General features: G+C 40.3%; 10 protein-coding genes, 2 rRNA genes and 1 pseudogene (1 of these 13 running past the window's edge). 10 read left to right on the top strand and 3 right to left on the bottom strand.

Annotated features, from left to right (window positions below):
• Positions 1-16 precede the first annotated feature (16 nt).
• From N4597_RS08510 to N4597_RS08500, 3 genes are all read right to left on the bottom strand, one after another.
• Positions 17-1,063, bottom strand: coding sequence for a MucBP domain-containing protein (locus tag N4597_RS08510; protein ID WP_167589739.1), 1,047 nt, complete (start codon positions 1,061-1,063; stop codon positions 17-19).
• A 180-nt stretch (positions 1,064-1,243) separates the two neighbouring features.
• A complete protein-coding gene (locus tag N4597_RS08505) occupies positions 1,244-1,528 on the bottom strand; it encodes a DUF1827 family protein (protein WP_050610942.1) in 285 nt (94 codons plus the stop codon).
• A gap of 162 nt (positions 1,529-1,690) precedes the next feature.
• A complete protein-coding gene (locus tag N4597_RS08500; RefSeq protein WP_260905284.1) occupies positions 1,691-3,880 on the bottom strand; it encodes an ATP-dependent Clp protease ATP-binding subunit in 2,190 nt (729 codons plus the stop codon).
• Between the two features lie 198 nt (positions 3,881-4,078).
• On the opposite strand from N4597_RS08500, the gene N4597_RS08495 reads away from it, so the two are divergent.
• The 10 genes and pseudogenes from N4597_RS08495 to N4597_RS08450 all read left to right on the top strand — a co-directional run.
• Entirely contained in the window at positions 4,079-4,267 is a 189-nt protein-coding gene (locus N4597_RS08495) for a hypothetical protein (protein WP_056975965.1), read from the top strand.
• A 197-nt stretch (positions 4,268-4,464) separates the two neighbouring features.
• The gene (locus tag N4597_RS08490; RefSeq protein WP_050610945.1) at positions 4,465-4,734 is read left to right on the top strand and encodes a phosphocarrier protein HPr; all 270 of its coding nucleotides are present in this window, start codon (positions 4,465-4,467) and stop codon (positions 4,732-4,734) included.
• On the top strand, positions 4,734-6,452 hold the full coding sequence (gene ptsP, locus N4597_RS08485) for a phosphoenolpyruvate--protein phosphotransferase (protein WP_170091943.1): 1,719 nt from the start codon (positions 4,734-4,736) through the stop codon (positions 6,450-6,452). Before N4597_RS08490 ends, ptsP begins: the two co-directional genes overlap by 1 nt.
• 186 nt (positions 6,453-6,638) lie before the next feature.
• Positions 6,639-7,821, top strand: a pseudogene (locus N4597_RS08480) (glycosyltransferase family 4 protein).
• A 26-nt stretch (positions 7,822-7,847) separates the two neighbouring features.
• Positions 7,848-8,864, top strand: coding sequence for a glycosyltransferase family 4 protein (locus N4597_RS08475; protein ID WP_170092162.1), 1,017 nt, complete (start codon positions 7,848-7,850; stop codon positions 8,862-8,864).
• 118 nt (positions 8,865-8,982) lie between these two features.
• Entirely contained in the window at positions 8,983-9,999 is a 1,017-nt protein-coding gene (locus N4597_RS08470) for a lysylphosphatidylglycerol synthase transmembrane domain-containing protein (protein WP_056975973.1), read from the top strand.
• A gap of 185 nt (positions 10,000-10,184) precedes the next feature.
• Positions 10,185-10,418 carry a YkuJ family protein gene (locus N4597_RS08465; RefSeq protein ID WP_050610950.1) on the top strand — a complete coding sequence of 78 codons (234 nt, stop codon included), beginning with the start codon at positions 10,185-10,187 and terminating at the stop codon, positions 10,416-10,418.
• Between the two features lie 113 nt (positions 10,419-10,531).
• Positions 10,532-12,595 (top strand): LTA synthase family protein, encoded by a 2,064-nt coding sequence (locus N4597_RS08460; RefSeq protein WP_172580086.1) that lies wholly within the window; start codon positions 10,532-10,534, stop codon positions 12,593-12,595.
• Positions 12,596-13,002: 407 nt separating this feature from the next.
• Positions 13,003-14,565: ribosomal RNA gene (locus N4597_RS08455) — 16S ribosomal RNA — on the top strand.
• 199 nt (positions 14,566-14,764) lie between these two features.
• A 23S ribosomal RNA gene (locus tag N4597_RS08450) occupies positions 14,765-15,576 on the top strand (it continues 2,106 nt past the right edge of the window).
• Together the 16S and 23S rRNA genes form the textbook arrangement of a ribosomal RNA operon.

Genomic DNA, 15,576 nt, shown 5'->3' with positions numbered 1-15,576 from the left:
AGCTAGTCGCTAACGACTAGTTCCCTTTTTTGGCCGAAATTTTAAGGTATTGACTAGTAATCCAAGAAGTATGATTAAGTTGATACCAGGTAATGTTATAAGATTGAAGGGTAGCGGTTATTAAAACTTGTTGGTTGTGAGTGAATTGCTGACTTGGACGGCCAAATGGTCGCTCATAACTAGTTACTTGTTTATGAGGAACAAAGTTAATGGTTGCCAACTGATTTATTGGTTGGCTATAAGGGAGTTTAATCGCTGCTTGGTAATTGAGGGCAGATTTTTTGGTTGGCCCTGTTATTTTTTTGAAGGCAGTTGCAGTTTCTTTAATCCAAAGACTCCCACCCATGCAGTGCCAGATTTGGCCATCAGTCAGAAGAATAGTCTGAAAAGTCTTCCAAACCGTTCCCTTAGCAAGAGTAACCGAGGTTAAGTGCCCCAACGGGTTATCATAACAAGTAATAAAGTCAAGCATCTCAAGAAAGTAAGGTTGGTAGGTAATATCTTGAATGTTATTGTTACGATAATAGTAAGTAACAACAGCTTGTTTATCTGAAAAAGTTCCCCGAATTGGACCTTTTGCAAGCAAGAGCCGATAATTTTTGATAGTAGGTGAAGCTAAAGAGTATGGTTGACCAAGGAGGCCGTTAACAAAGTGAGGTTTTATCAAAAAGCGCCGGCTGTCTAAGTCGATACAAAAAACCCAGATGTTAGCAGCGGTAATTCGCTGGTAAGTTAGGGTGATAATGCCATATGAATCCACGAAAGTGGAGGTGAAACCTTGGATTTTAACCAGCCGATAGTGTTTGAAATTTTTAAACCTTAAGTCAAACTTGGCCCCTAACTGACCTACAACTAATTCAGGGTCAGCTAAAGCTTGGTGGGCTTCATCTTTATAAATAATCAATAAGGTTGCGTCGCTAGTAGACGGCGTAACAGTTTTAGGATTAGGGATAGCTTTTGGAGTAGGGACATAATGCTTTTTGGTGGCAAAATGGCGGCCCCGCTGCCGGCGGCGAATATTAAAGTTAGTGGTTAGGTTAGAAAATATTCGTGACCATAACATAAGCGCTGACCCCTCCTAGTAAAAAAGTTAACTAAGTTCATTATAACGTATTCAGCTAGATTTTTTACAAGAAAAAAGAAATAGACCGCGAAAAATAAAATGCTAGCTATTGGTAAATAAAAAGCTTGGAACCACTTTAGTGACTCCAAGCCAAGTCGGTAATTTGTTTAAAGCTAGTAGTTAACTAGCTAAATCCCAAGTAATCTGAACTAAGTTATGGTTAGCATTATCTATAGTCGGTGTGACTTCTAGGGAGGATGCTAATTCTTTGAGGACAAAATCAATTTCTTTTTGGGTGACAGGGCGAATTTTGTTAGAAATAACGACTTCTGCGTGCCCAAATTTTTTCTTGTAAACAACTTTGGAATTGCCCAAAGAATAAACCTTAATAAAGTGGGCGTTAGATGAACGTAATTCTTCGTTGATAAAACGGTGGTAGCTGTTAGTAACGTCTGTCATAATCATAATTAGTCCCTCCTATACAATTAATATATTCCTTTCTTTGTACCTTAATTATACCGCAAATATTAAAAAGTTTAAATTGATAACAATTTAAAAATGAAGATTATTTTTGCCAAATAAAAAAGAAGCTTACTACTTTAGTAGCAGGCTTCTTTTTATTAACGATTAGTTACTTGTTTCCGTGGTCTGGTTAGTAATTTTAATTTCGCCGTTTTCAACTTTAGCAACAAGTTGTTTTTCTGTCGGATGATCTAAGAAATAATCTGCGATTCTGTCTTCCAACTGTTCTTGAATAACACGTCTCAGTGGCCGGGCCCCCATCTTTGGATCATAACCTAAGTCGACTAATTTAGCCTCTACCGGAGCGGTAACATGCAAGGATAAACCTTGTGGTGCTAACATATCGTTAACATCAGCCAACATTAGGCGGACAATCTTGGTTAGGTCTTCCTTTGAAAGGGCGTTAAATTCAATGATACCGTCAAAGCGGTTCAAGAATTCGGGTTTGAAGTACTTAGTAAGTTTATCAATCACTGAGTTAGACTTACCACTAGCTTCTGCGCCAAAGCCAACGTTGACAACTGAATCGCCAGAACCAGCGTTACTTGTCATGATAATAATGGTATCTTTAAATGATACGGTCCGCCCTTGAGAATCGGTCAAGCGACCATCATCTAAGATTTGTAAGAACATATGCATAACGTCTGGATGGGCTTTTTCTACTTCGTCAAGAAGAATTAAGCTATATGGGTGTCTCCTTACTTGTTCAGTTAATTGACCGGCTTCTTCGTAACCGACGTAGCCAGGAGGTGAACCAATTAATTTGGAAACTGAGAATTTTTCCATGTATTCACTCATGTCAAAGCGAATCATAGAGTCTTCGGTACCAAAGAGTTCCTTGGCTAGTTGCTTAGCAGTTTCGGTTTTACCAACCCCGGTTGGACCGACAAAGAGGAAGGAACCAATTGGCCGACCTGACTTGTTAAAGCCGACCCGGTTACGTCTAATTGCCCGAGCAACTTTATCAACCGCTTGGTTTTGACCGATAACATGGCTTTCCAGGGAAACAGCCAAATTCTTGAGTTGTGACTGTTCCTTGGCCTTTAATTCACCAACAGGGATTTTAGTCTTTTCTTCAACAATCTTTTCCATGTCTTGGTCAGTGACTAAAGGTGCATCTTCGTCAGAAACGCTGTTTTCCTTCATCTTTTCAAAGCGGTTGACTTGATCACGGTAGTAGGCTGCCTTTTCATAGTCTTCCTCTTTTAAAGCAGCTTGCTTTTGTGATTCGGCATTCTTAATTTTTTCGCTAAGGAGGTTAGGGTCCACTGCTTGAATAGTTAAATTCTTTTTAGAGCCAGCCTCGTCAAGCAAATCAATTGCCTTATCTGGAAGATACCTATCTTGAATATAGCGAGCAGAAAGGGTAACTGCGGCCTTTAAGGCATCTTCGCTATATTTTACGTGGTGATAAGCCTCGTATTTACTTTGAATTCCTTCAAGAATTTTGATAGTTTCAGGGATGCTTGGTTCATCTACTTGTACTGGTTGTAAGCGTCGTGCCAAGGCGGCGTCTTTTTCGATGGAGCGAAACTCGTTTAAGGTAGTAGCACCTACTAATTGGAGTTCACCACGTGCTAAGGCAGGCTTTAAGACGTTACCTGCATCCATTCCACCTTCAGCGTTACCAGCGCCTACAATTTCATGAATTTCATCGATGAAGAGAATGGTGTCTTGTTGTTGTTTAAGTTCGGTCATTAATTGTTGCATCCGTTGCTCGAATTGACCACGGATACCAGTCCCTTGAACTAAGGAAACAACATCAAGTCTAATAACCTTTTTATTCAATAATTTTTGGGGGACGTCACCGTCGACGATTTTTTGGGCCAGGCCTTCAACGACTGCAGTCTTACCGACCCCAGCTTCCCCAATTAAGACAGGGTTATTCTTGGTTCGCCGGTTAAGAATTTCGATAACACGGGCGATTTCTTTATCGCGTCCAATAACGGGGTCAATGTGCCCATTTTTTGCTTCATTAGTTAAATCTAGACCGAATTGGTCAAGAATGGAGTTACCACCGTTACCGTTTCGGCCAGCTTGTGGATTTGGCCGTGGTCCACCTGGCATTGAAGGGTTTGCCCCGTTAGCTTGCCCGCTAAGCGAGCGCATAATATCATCTAAGTTACCAAAGCCGAATGGATCTTGCATTAAGGCACTTAGGCCGCCATTTTGACTACTTCGTTCTTTTAAAAGTTGATAATCTTTTTGACAAAGATCGAGGGTAGTTTGTTGACCATTGACATTAGTTGTTAAATGAATGGTTGCCGGATTTTGATGACAAATTTGACAAAGCATTAATAAGTTCACTACCTTTCTTCAAACATTAGTCAGAAATAGTTTGACCATTTTTGACCTTTGTAATTCTTATTATAAAAACTTTCTTTCTAAGTGCAAGTAAAAAGACTCGGTTTTAGAAAAAAGATTCAAAGCTTGGTATAATAGGAAACGTGTTTAAAATCTACTTGAGTTTTAGATGCCGAATGGAGGGATTAGATGGATAAAGACTACCAAAAATTATTGGAGCAGTTAGTTAGCGGAGAGTTAGCTGAGCTAGATGTTGAGCAAAAGGAATTTCAAGCTTTCCAACCAGTGTTAATGGAATTTCACCAACGAAATAGTATTGTAGGTAGGGCAAAACGTGGTGGAGGTGTTAGCTACCACTATAGTAGAGACGGAATTTAATCTAAATTCAAAAGTAATTAAATAATCTTTCTTGTAATAAAAAACTTGTTTTAAGTAATCAAACATGTTAATATTTCATTGATAGGGGCGGTTTCAATAAAATGAAAACGTGTACTAAGTTAAAATAGTACTATTTTCATGAAAGTTCGCTTCATAAAAATTAATTTATCAACTTACTCAAAGGAGCATGATTTATTATGGCAAAAGAACAACAATTCCACGTAACAGCAGAAACAGGTATCCACGCACGTCCAGCTACATTATTAGTTCAAGCTGCAAGTAAATTTAACTCAGATATCACTTTAACTTACAACGACAAGTCAGTTAACTTAAAGTCAATCATGGGTGTAATGTCACTTGGTGTAGGTCAAAACGCTGATGTTACTATCAAGGCTGAAGGTGCCGATGAAGAAGAAGCAATTGCAGCTATTGCAGAAACAATGTCAAAGGAAGGACTTGCTGAATAATGACAAAAGTGTTAAAGGGGATTGCGGCTAGTGACGGTATCGCTGCCGCTAAGGCATATATGCTCGTTCAACCCGATTTGTCATTTACAGAAACAAGCATTGATGACCCAGAAGCTGAAGTTAAGCGTTTAGATGATGCGTTAGCTGCTTCTAAGAAAGAATTAGAATTAATTAAAGCTAAGGCAACTGAAAATCTAGGGGCAGAAGAAGCCGAAGTCTTTGAAGCTCACTTGACTATTTTAGCTGACCCAGAATTGATTGGCCAAATCAAGGATAAGATTAATTCTGATAAGGTTAATGCTGAAGCTGCTTTGAAGTCTGTGACAGACATGTTTATTTCAATGTTTGAATCAATGACAGACAACGCTTACATGCAAGAACGGGCTGGCGATATTCGCGATGTTACCAAGCGGGTTATGAGTCATTTATTAGGTGTGACTCTACCTAACCCAGCATTAATTAATGAAGAGGTTGTTATCGTTGCCCATGATTTGACACCATCCGATACTGCCCAATTAGATAGAAACTTTGTCAAAGGTTTCATTACTGATATTGGTGGGCGGACTTCACACTCAGCAATTATGTCACGAACATTAGAAATTGCTGCGGTAGTTGGTTCTGGTAACGCTACTAGCGAAGTTAAAGATGGCGACATGGTGATTATTGATGGTATCGAAGGTGATGCTATTGTTAACCCAAGCGAAGCTCAATTAGCTGAATACAAGCAAAAGGCAGCTGATTTTGCTGCTCAAAAGGCTGAATGGAAGCTGCTTAAGGATGCCAAGTCAGTTACTGCCGACGGTAAGGAAGTTACTTTGGCTGCTAACATTGGTACGCCTGATGATGTTGTTGGTGCCAACGACAATGGGGCTGAAGCTGTTGGTTTGTTCCGGTCAGAATTCCTGTACATGAATTCTGCCGAATTACCAACTGAAGATGAACAATTCGAAGCTTATAAGAAGGCTATCGAAGGTATGAACGGCAAGCAAGTGGTTGTTCGGACGATGGATATTGGTGGGGATAAGGAATTGCCTTACTTACCATTACCAAAGGAAGAAAATCCATTCTTGGGTTACCGGGCTATCCGGATTTCCTTAGACCGTCAAGACATCTTTAGAACACAGTTACGTGCCTTATTACGTGCTTCCGCTTTTGGTCGCTTAGCGATTATGTTCCCAATGATTGCAACGGTTAACGAATTTAAGCAAGCCAAAGCAATCTTTGAAGAAGAAAAAGCTAACTTAGTTGCAGCAGGGGTTAAGGTTTCTGACGATATTGAAGTCGGGATGATGATGGAAATTCCAGCAGCCGCTATGATTGCTGATAAATTAGCTAAGTATGCTGACTTCTTCAGTATCGGAACTAACGACTTGATTGGATACACAATGGCTGCGGACCGTGGTAATGAACGTGTATCTTACCTCTACCAACCATACAACCCATCTATCTTACGTTTAGTTAAGCGGATTATTGACGCTTCACATGCTGAAGGTAAGTGGACTGGAATGTGTGGCGAAATGGCCGGCGATCAAGTGGCTGTGCCATTGTTAGCTGGTTTAGGTTTAGATGAATTCTCCATGAGTGCTACTTCAATCTTGAAGACTAGAAGCTTGATGAAGACACTCGACACAACTAAGATGCAAGAACTTGCTGATAAAGCATTGGATTGTGAAACAGCCGAAGAAGTTACTGCTTTAGTTGAAGAATACACTAAGTAATTTTAAAGTTTTATAGAAAAGAGAGTTAAGATGAATTTTCGTCTTAACTCTTTTTTTGTGAAGATAAATTTTTTAAAAAAAGCTTTAAGAATATGACTGATGATGGGACATCTAGGGATACTAATTGCAATCGTTAATTGAAAACCATATAATTAACAGTGATTAAACTGTTTAAGGAGAATGGTCGTGAATATTGGAATCTTTACTGACACATACTATCCGCAAGTCAGTGGTGTTGCAACGTCTATCAAAGTTTTACGCGAACAATTAGAACGCCAAGGCCACAACGTATATTTATTTACCACGACGGATCCTAAGGTAAAAAGAAGTTTACGAACGAAATATTTTTCGCTTTACAAGCATCCCCTTTATATCATTTACTGATCGGCGCGTAGCCATTCGGGGCTTATTACAAGCTTATAGAATCAGTAGCAAACTGCAACTAGATATTATCCACACCCAAACCGAGTTTTCAATCGGTTTGATGGGGAAATTGGTAGCTAAAATGTTAAAAATCCCCTGCGTCCATACATACCACACGATGTATGAAGATTATCTTCATTATGTTGCCAAGGGAAAAGTATTGCGGCCTAAGCATGTTCGGCTGATGACACGCTCATTTTGTCAAAATTTAAGTGGGGTAATTGCTCCAAGTGACAGGGTGTTAGCCAAATTACAAGAATATCAAGTGACAACACCAGTTGAAGTCATTCCAACTGGAATTGATGTAAGTAAGTTCCAACAGCCAGAGTACTTGAACTATCGTGCTAAGTATGGTTTAACTGCTACTACACCGGTGATTTTGACCTTAAGTAGGGTAGCTTATGAAAAGGATATTGACCGCTTAATTACTGCTATGGTGGAAGTTAAGAAGCGAGTTACCGGTGCTAAGTTAATGATTTGTGGTGATGGTCCTGCCCGGGCTGATTTAGAAGCACAGGCCAAACTTTTAGGCTTAAAACAAGATGTTATCTTTACGGGTGAAATTGATAACGACAGTGTGGCTCATTACTATCACCTTGCCAATGTGTTTGTCTCCGCATCTGTCAGTGAATCGCAAGGCTTAACTTATCTAGAGGCTTTAGCGGCAGGTATACCAGTAGTGGCAGCCAACAATCCGTACACTAACGGTCTGTTGAATCACCCTAGCTTAGGGGCTACATTTGAGACCCCAGCGCAATTAGTTAGTGAAATAGTTACGTATTTAAACAATCCACCAAGGATAGCAGATCAGGCAGCTAGAAGTGAGAAATTAGCGGAAATTTCTGCGCAAACTTTTGGGCAAAAGGTCAGTGAGTTTTACAAGGAAAGTCAAGCCTATTATTTAAATGAACGACAAATGGCTAAGCGCTCTAGTGAAATAGGCTAGTAAGGGAGTGAAAAATCACTAAGACTATGTTGAAAGTTAGTATGTTTTCATCTGCAACTAAAATAAAGGGGCAGGGAGTAGCAAGTGCCTACTTAGAATTGATAGCCTTGCTAAAAAAATACTGTGCTACTGAGATTGAAGTAAGCATCAATAACCTAAAACGAGCGGATATAAGCCACTACCATACAGTGGACTTCCGCTTCTTTTGTTCGACCTTTTTGCCATTTCGGGGAAAAAAGATAGGCTATGTCCATTTTTTACCTGAGACTCTAGAAGGAAGTTTAAAGTTACCAAGGTTAGTCAAAGTTGTTTTTTATCGTTATCTGATTACTTTTTATAAGCGAATGGATGCTTTGGTAGTCGTTAATCCTAGTTTTATCCCGAAACTAGAGGCATATGGGATTCCTGCGACTAAAATTACTTATATTCCTAATTTTGTTAGCCAGACGGAATTTTATCCACAAGCGGCAACAAAAACAGAGTTGCGCCAAAAATTAGGCCTAAAAGATAGGTTTACCGTCTTAGGAGTAGGACAGGTCCAAGCCCGCAAGGGGGTCTTTGACTTTATCGAGTTAGCCAAAAACAACCCCCAACTACAGTTTGTGTGGGTGGGTGGTTTTTCGTTTGGTAAAATTACGGACGGTTATGCTGAGCTAAAGAAGGTAGTGGCTAATCCGCCAAGTAACTTGATTTTTCCGGGGATTGTTGAACGGCAGCAAATGAATTATTATTATAATGCAGCTGACTTATTTTTATTGCCATCTTATAATGAACTCTTTCCGATGAGTATCCTGGAGGCCTTTAATTGTCGGACCCCAGTTTTATTACGGGATTTGGAGTTGTACCATGCTATTATTGCGGGCTATTATGAACCTGCAAAGGATAGGGCGGAAATGGATATAAAGATTAAGCGGCTAGCTGCTAATCCTGATTGGTTAACTACCTTGAAGGATAAAGCTAATCGCGCTGCGACTTATTATTCCGAAAAACGCTTAGCGCAAATTTGGAAAGAGTACTATCTGGCGCAAGCAAAGCGTGATTGATGCAGTGAGTTTAGTATTAAGTGTGAATAGAATTACTAGGAAAGGAAAAACTATATTTACTTAAAACATAGTAAGTGGTTAGAACCACTTAGTCTATGCCTAATATAGTGGAGAAACTGTGACTAAGAAGAATAAAATAGTCTTGGTAATAATGTTGATGGTAGGCTTGGTTATTTTTTACTTTTCGGTAAAGCAAATTTCCTACCACAGTTTAATGGATGCGATTGCCCACTTACACTGGTCTTGGTTGGTGGTGGCTTTTCTTTTGATGGCAAGCTCACTACTTTTAGAAGCAAGGGTGGTGCAAGTTTTAATTAGGCAGCAGTTGCCAACGTATAGTTTTTGGGCGGCCTTGCGGGTTCCTTTGGTCGAACAGTTATTTAATGGCATCACCCCTTTTGCAACTGGGGGACAACCTGCACAACTAGTAGCATTGCTGCAGTCTGGAGTAGATGCTGGCCGGGCAACCTCTAGTTTACTGATGAAATTTATTGTTTACCAAGCAATGATTGTCGTTAATTTTATAATCTGTCTAGCACTAGGGTTCCAGTATGTTGCCGATAGGATTCACGGGATGATTTGGCTATTAGTATTTGGTTTTATCATTCACTTTGCAGTGATTGTTAGTTTGTTGATGATTATGTTTTGGTACCGGTTGACTAAGAAGTTATTAAAGCTAATGATGCTAGTGTTAAAAAAAGTCATGACTAACTCCAACCGGTATAAACAGCTGGAGCAGACATTAAATGAAAAGGTAGATTCTTTTTATCAAGAAAGTTTGAAGTTGAAGGCAAACAAACAGGTGCTAGTTAGGATCAGTTGCTTAACTTTATTTCAATTACTGATTTATTATGTAATTCCTTACTTTATCTTGCTAGCGCTAGGGGTAACGAATGCTAATATTTTATTAGTCACGACCTTGCATGTGTTAATTGTAATGGTAATTTCGCTTTTCCCAATTCCTGGTGGAGCTGGGGGCGCAGAGTATAGTTTTTCCGTTGTCTTTTCGACTTTTGTCCAGCAGGGGAATCGTCTAGTGGTGGCGATGTTTTTATGGCGAATTATCACCTATTACCTAGGAATGTTTAGTGGGATAATTGCATTAGCCTTTGAGCCTAAAAAAACTTCTAAATGAAATATTGAGTGTTTTAGTTAAGAATTCTAAGGAAATTTCTTTAGAATTCTTTTTTATTTACGGTTAAACAGTCGAGTTTTGGGGAGAAATTTGCTAGAATGGTAATGGTGTATCAGTACACACGAATTAAGGATGGAAGGCTCCATTCATTTTTTAGTAAAAATAGATAAGTGAGGCGTTTTGATATGGAAAATTCACAACTTGTGGCAATTATTTCACGACTAGATGCAATGATGAAAGCAGCTGGAGATGAAGTGCAATCACGGCGATTTGAAAAGGATGGCCAAGAGCGAGGCTTTGTGACTTACGATCCAGCTAGTGGGACTTTTGAATTAGAAGAACTAGCTAGTCATCAAAAATTTGAGTTTGATAACATTGATTTAACTGCAATGGAAATTTATGATTTATTAGACTACTAAACTAAGCTTATTAAATAAGTTTGAAGATTGAGGAAAATTATTTCGGTAGAAGTTTTTTTCCTCTATAATTATTTAACAGTAATATAATTTAGTAGACATTTGGAGGCAATTAAATGCGCTCAGCTTTAAAAAAGGTACGTAGTGGTCTTAACACACGTACAGGCTTTTTTTGCTTAGTATTGGTGTTGTTTTGGCTGAAAACTTACCTGGTTTATCAGACAGAATTTACATTAGGAATCTCAAATGGAATGCAGAAATTTTTGCTGGCATTGAATCCACTGCCTTTTGGCTTGTTACTATTTGGGATTGCCTTGTATTTTAGAGGTAAGAAATCCTATTGGATTATGATGATTGTTGATTTGATTGAAAGTTTGTGGTTATTTGCTAATATCTTGTATTACCGCGAATTTTCAGATTTCATTTCAATGGCAATTATCAAGTCATCGGGATCTGTCTCGAATAATCTTAGTTTGAGTATTTCGCAAATTATTCATACTAGTGATTTCTTGGTTTTTGTAGATGTTATCATTTTGACGCTCTTGTTGGCTTTTAAGGTTATTAAAGTTGACTACAGTCCAGCTAAGCAGAAAGGCGCACTCTTGATAACGGTCGTATCAATCCTGTTGTTTGCAGTTAATTTGTCTTTAGCTGAAAAGGACCGGTCTCAACTATTAACGAGGACATTTGACAATAACTACATTGTTAAGTACTTAGGCCTAAATTTTTATGCGGGTTATAGTGGCTATCAAGCTTATCATGAAAGTGTAACTAAGTCGCAGGCAAGTAGTAAGGATATGGATAAAATTCTTACTTACTTAAAAAAACATAGGGCAGATGCTAATATGGCTTATTATGGCAAGGCTAAGGGTAAAAATGTTATCATCTTCCACCTGGAGAGTTTCCAACAATTTTTAATTAACTATAAGGTAAATGATGAAGAAGTAACCCCTAATATTAATAAGTTCTATGCTGATAGCAATACGCTTGCCTTTGATAATTTCTTCAATCAAGTCGGGCAGGGTAAGACTTCTGACGCTGAAACGATGTTAGAAAATTCCTTGTTTGGTTTACCGTCAGGATCTGCGATGACCACTTATGGGACGACAAATACTTTTGAGGCCTTACCTGCAATCTTGAATCAACAAGGTTATGCAACGGCTGCTTTTCACGGAGACGTTGGTAGCTTTTGGAATCGGGATAACACCTATAAGTCTTGGGGCTATCAATATTTCTTTAGCGAAAATTACTATCAAGTTAAGAGCGGGTATAAAATTGGTTATGGTTTGAAGGATAAGATCTTTTTGAAACAATCAACAAAGTACCTAGAACAATTACCACAGCCATTTTATGCTAAGTTGATTACCGTAACTAATCACTACCCGTATGAAATTGATAAGAAGAACCAAGCGATAGAAAAAACGACCACGGGTGATAATACCGTCGATGGCTATGTGCAAACTGCACGTTACTTGGACCAGGCGTTTGGTGAATTTATTTCCTATTTGAAGAAAACTGGTTTATACGATAAGACGATGATTGTGGTTTACGGAGATCACTATGGAATTTCAAATAACCACAAAAAGGCGATTGCACAACTATTGGGTAAGAAAAGTGTCACTAGCTATGATTTAGCGATGTTCCAAAAGGTTCCGTTCATGATTCATATGCCAGGGCTTCAAGGCGGCGTTAACCATACCTACGGTGGGGAAATTGATGTAATGCCAACTTTGATGGACTTATTGGGATTAAAGAATACGGATACTGTTCAGCTTGGAAATGATTTATTAGCTACTAAGCGTAACCAAACAGTGGTATTTAGAAATGGTGACTATGTTTCACCAACCTACTCAAAGATTGGAAGTACGGTCTACAATAATAAAGGTCAAGTAGTTACTAAAAAGCTAACGAAGGCACAAAGCAAGTCGGTGGCGCAAAAAGAAGCGTATGCTGATAAGCTGCTTTCGATGTCAGATCAAATAATTACGGGTGACTTATTACGCTTCTATCAACCAAAGTGGTTTACTAAGGTAAATAAGAGTGATTACAACTATAAGAAGACGGAAGCATTAAAGCAATTAGACCAGGCCCAAGTTAAAGAACAGACTAGTCTATTCTTTAATAATAACAAGAAGTCGACTGAGAGCTTATTTGTAACAGATGCCCCTGAATTGAAATGAAATGAAAAGTAGAGGTGAGTTGCCTCTACTTTTTTTATTTTAGAGAGGTGAGTGAATAATAGAATTTGGTTAGTAGTTAGTAGAACTAATGTAAGTTTGAATATAAGTTAGGAATTCTAAAAAAAATCAAAAAAAGATGTTGACGTCATGTGGATATATTGGTAAGATATTATTTGTTGTCAGGGAGAGCACTTGAAGTTGAAAAATAAATTCAAAAAAAGTGTTTGACAAGTAAAAAACAATTTGTTATTATTTAATAGTTGTCATTGCGATAACGAATTGTTAATGAGTAGATCTTTGAAAACTGAACAAAGTTTTAGACAAACCAAATGTGTAGGGTCAGTTGGAAACAACTGCAAAAACATTTGCGAAGTCAATTCGCTAGTATAAAAATGAGTCACAAATTCTAAAATGAGAGTTTGATCCTGGCTCAGGACGAACGCTGGCGGCGTGCCTAATACATGCAAGTCGAACGCTTTTTCCAATCATCGTAGCTTGCTACACCGATTGGAAATTGAGTGGCGAACGGGTGAGTAACACGTGGGTAACCTGCCCAAAAGAGGGGGATAACACTTGGAAACAGGTGCTAATACCGCATAACCATGATGACCGCATGGTCATTATGTAAAAGATGGTTTCGGCTATCACTTTTGGATGGACCCGCGGCGTATTAACTTGTTGGTGGGGTAACGGCCTACCAAGGTGATGATACGTAGCCGAACTGAGAGGTTGATCGGCCACATTGGGACTGAGACACGGCCCAAACTCCTACGGGAGGCAGCAGTAGGGAATCTTCCACAATGGGCGCAAGCCTGATGGAGCAACGCCGCGTGAGTGAAGAAGGTCTTCGGATCGTAAAACTCTGTTGTTAGAGAAGAACATGCGAGAGAGTAACTGTTCTTGTATTGACGGTATCTAACCAGAAAGCCACGGCTAACTACGTGCCAGCAGCCGCGGTAATACGTAGGTGGCAAGCGTTGTCCGGATTTATTGGGCGTAAAGGGAACGCAGGCGGTCCTTTAAGTCTGATGTGAAAGCCTTCGGCTTAACCGAAGAATTGCATTGGAAACTGGAGGACTTGAGTGCAGAAGAGGAGAGTGGAACTCCATGTGTAGCGGTGAAATGCGTAGATATATGGAAGAACACCAGTGGCGAAAGCGGCTCTCTGGTCTGTAACTGACGCTGAGGTTCGAAAGTGTGGGTAGCAAACAGGATTAGATACCCTGGTAGTCCACACCGTAAACGATGAATGCTAAGTGTTGGAGGGTTTCCGCCCTTCAGTGCTGCAGCTAACGCAATAAGCATTCCGCCTGGGGAGTACGACCGCAAGGTTGAAACTCAAAGGAATTGACGGGGGCCCGCACAAGCGGTGGAGCATGTGGTTTAATTCGAAGCAACGCGAAGAACCTTACCAGGTCTTGACATCTTTTGACCATCTTAGAGATAAGATTTTCCCTTCGGGGACAAAATGACAGGTGGTGCATGGCTGTCGTCAGCTCGTGTCGTGAGATGTTGGGTTAAGTCCCGCAACGAGCGCAACCCTTGTTGTCAGTTGCCAGCATTAAGTTGGGCACTCTGGCGAGACTGCCGGTGACAAACCGGAGGAAGGTGGGGACGACGTCAAGTCATCATGCCCCTTATGACCTGGGCTACACACGTGCTACAATGGACGGTACAACGAGTCGCAAACTCGCGAGGGCAAGCTAATCTCTTAAAGCCGTTCTCAGTTCGGATTGTAGGCTGCAACTCGCCTACATGAAGTCGGAATCGCTAGTAATCGCGAATCAGCATGTCGCGGTGAATACGTTCCCGGGCCTTGTACACACCGCCCGTCACACCATGAGAGTTTGTAACACCCAAAGCCGGTGGGGTAACCTTTTAGGAGCTAGCCGTCTAAGGTGGGACAGATGATTGGGGTGAAGTCGTAACAAGGTAGCCGTAGGAGAACCTGCGGCTGGATCACCTCCTTTCTAAGGAAAATTACGGAAACCTACACGGGGTTTAAAACTTTGTTTAGTTTTGAGAGTTCTACTCTCAAACTTGTTCTTTGAAAACTAGATATTTATTCTATTTCTTATTTAATGAAAAACCGAGAAAACACCGCGTTTTAAAGAGTTAAAACAAGAATTAGTTCTTAATCGCAAACTCATAGCTTAAATTTTTAAGCGAGGTTAAGTTATTAAGGGCGCATGGTGGATGCCTTGGCACTAGGAGCCGATGAAGGACGTGACTAACTGCGATATGCTTCGGGGAGTTGTAAGTAAACTGTGAACCGGAGATTTCCGAATGGGGCAACCCAGCAGGCCTAACGGTCTGTTATCACTAAGTGAATTCATAGCTTAGTTGAAGGTAGACGTGGGGAACTGAAACATCTAAGTACCCATAGGAAGAGAAAGAAATTCGATTCCCCCAGTAGCGGCGAGCGAAGAGGGAAGAGCCCAAACCGAGAAGCTTGCTTCTCGGGGTTGTAGGACTGGACTTTAGAGTTACCAAGAGATTTGATAGTTGAATGATTTGGGAAAATCAGCCAGAGAAGGTGAGAGCCCTGTAAACGAAATTGAGTCTCCTCTGTCCAGGATCCTGAGTACGGCGGAACACGTGAAACTCCGTCGGAATCCGGGAGGACCATCTCCCAAGGCTAAATACTACCTAGTGACCGATAGTGAACCAGTACCGTGAGGGAAAGGTGAAAAGCACCCCGGGAGGGGAGTGAAAGAGTTCCTGAAACCATGTGCCTACAAGTAGTTAGAGCCCGTTAATGGGTGATAGCGTGCCTTTTGTAGAATGAACCGGCGAGTTACGTTAGCATGCGAGGTTAAGGGGGAAAGCCCGGAGCCGAAGCGAAAGCGAGTCTGAATAGGGCGCTTTAGTATGTTGACGTAAACCCGAAACCAGGTGACCTACCCATGTCCAGGTTGAAGGTGCGGTAAAACGCACTGGAGGACCGAACCCGTGTATGTTGAAAAATGCTGGGATGAGGT

It is taken from the genome of Ligilactobacillus agilis, assembly GCF_025311475.1.
GTDB classification, from domain to species: domain Bacteria; phylum Bacillota; class Bacilli; order Lactobacillales; family Lactobacillaceae; genus Ligilactobacillus; species Ligilactobacillus agilis.
Note: the sequence above shows the minus strand (reverse complement) of the source record. Positions and strands in the feature narration are given on the sequence as shown.

Coding starts and splice junctions, on each gene's coding strand:
- N4597_RS08510 (WP_167589739.1), bottom strand. CDS start 1,063: ATGTTATGGTCACGAATATTTTCTAACCTAACCACTAACTTTAATATT.
- N4597_RS08505 (WP_050610942.1), bottom strand. CDS start 1,528: ATGATTATGACAGACGTTACTAACAGCTACCACCGTTTTATCAACGAA.
- N4597_RS08500 (WP_260905284.1), bottom strand. CDS start 3,880: ATGCTTTGTCAAATTTGTCATCAAAATCCGGCAACCATTCATTTAACA.
- N4597_RS08495 (WP_056975965.1), top strand. CDS start 4,079: ATGGATAAAGACTACCAAAAATTATTGGAGCAGTTAGTTAGCGGAGAG.
- N4597_RS08490 (WP_050610945.1), top strand. CDS start 4,465: ATGGCAAAAGAACAACAATTCCACGTAACAGCAGAAACAGGTATCCAC.
- ptsP (WP_170091943.1), top strand. CDS start 4,734: ATGACAAAAGTGTTAAAGGGGATTGCGGCTAGTGACGGTATCGCTGCC.
- N4597_RS08475 (WP_170092162.1), top strand. CDS start 7,848: ATGTTGAAAGTTAGTATGTTTTCATCTGCAACTAAAATAAAGGGGCAG.
- N4597_RS08465 (WP_050610950.1), top strand. CDS start 10,185: ATGGAAAATTCACAACTTGTGGCAATTATTTCACGACTAGATGCAATG.
- N4597_RS08460 (WP_172580086.1), top strand. CDS start 10,532: ATGCGCTCAGCTTTAAAAAAGGTACGTAGTGGTCTTAACACACGTACA.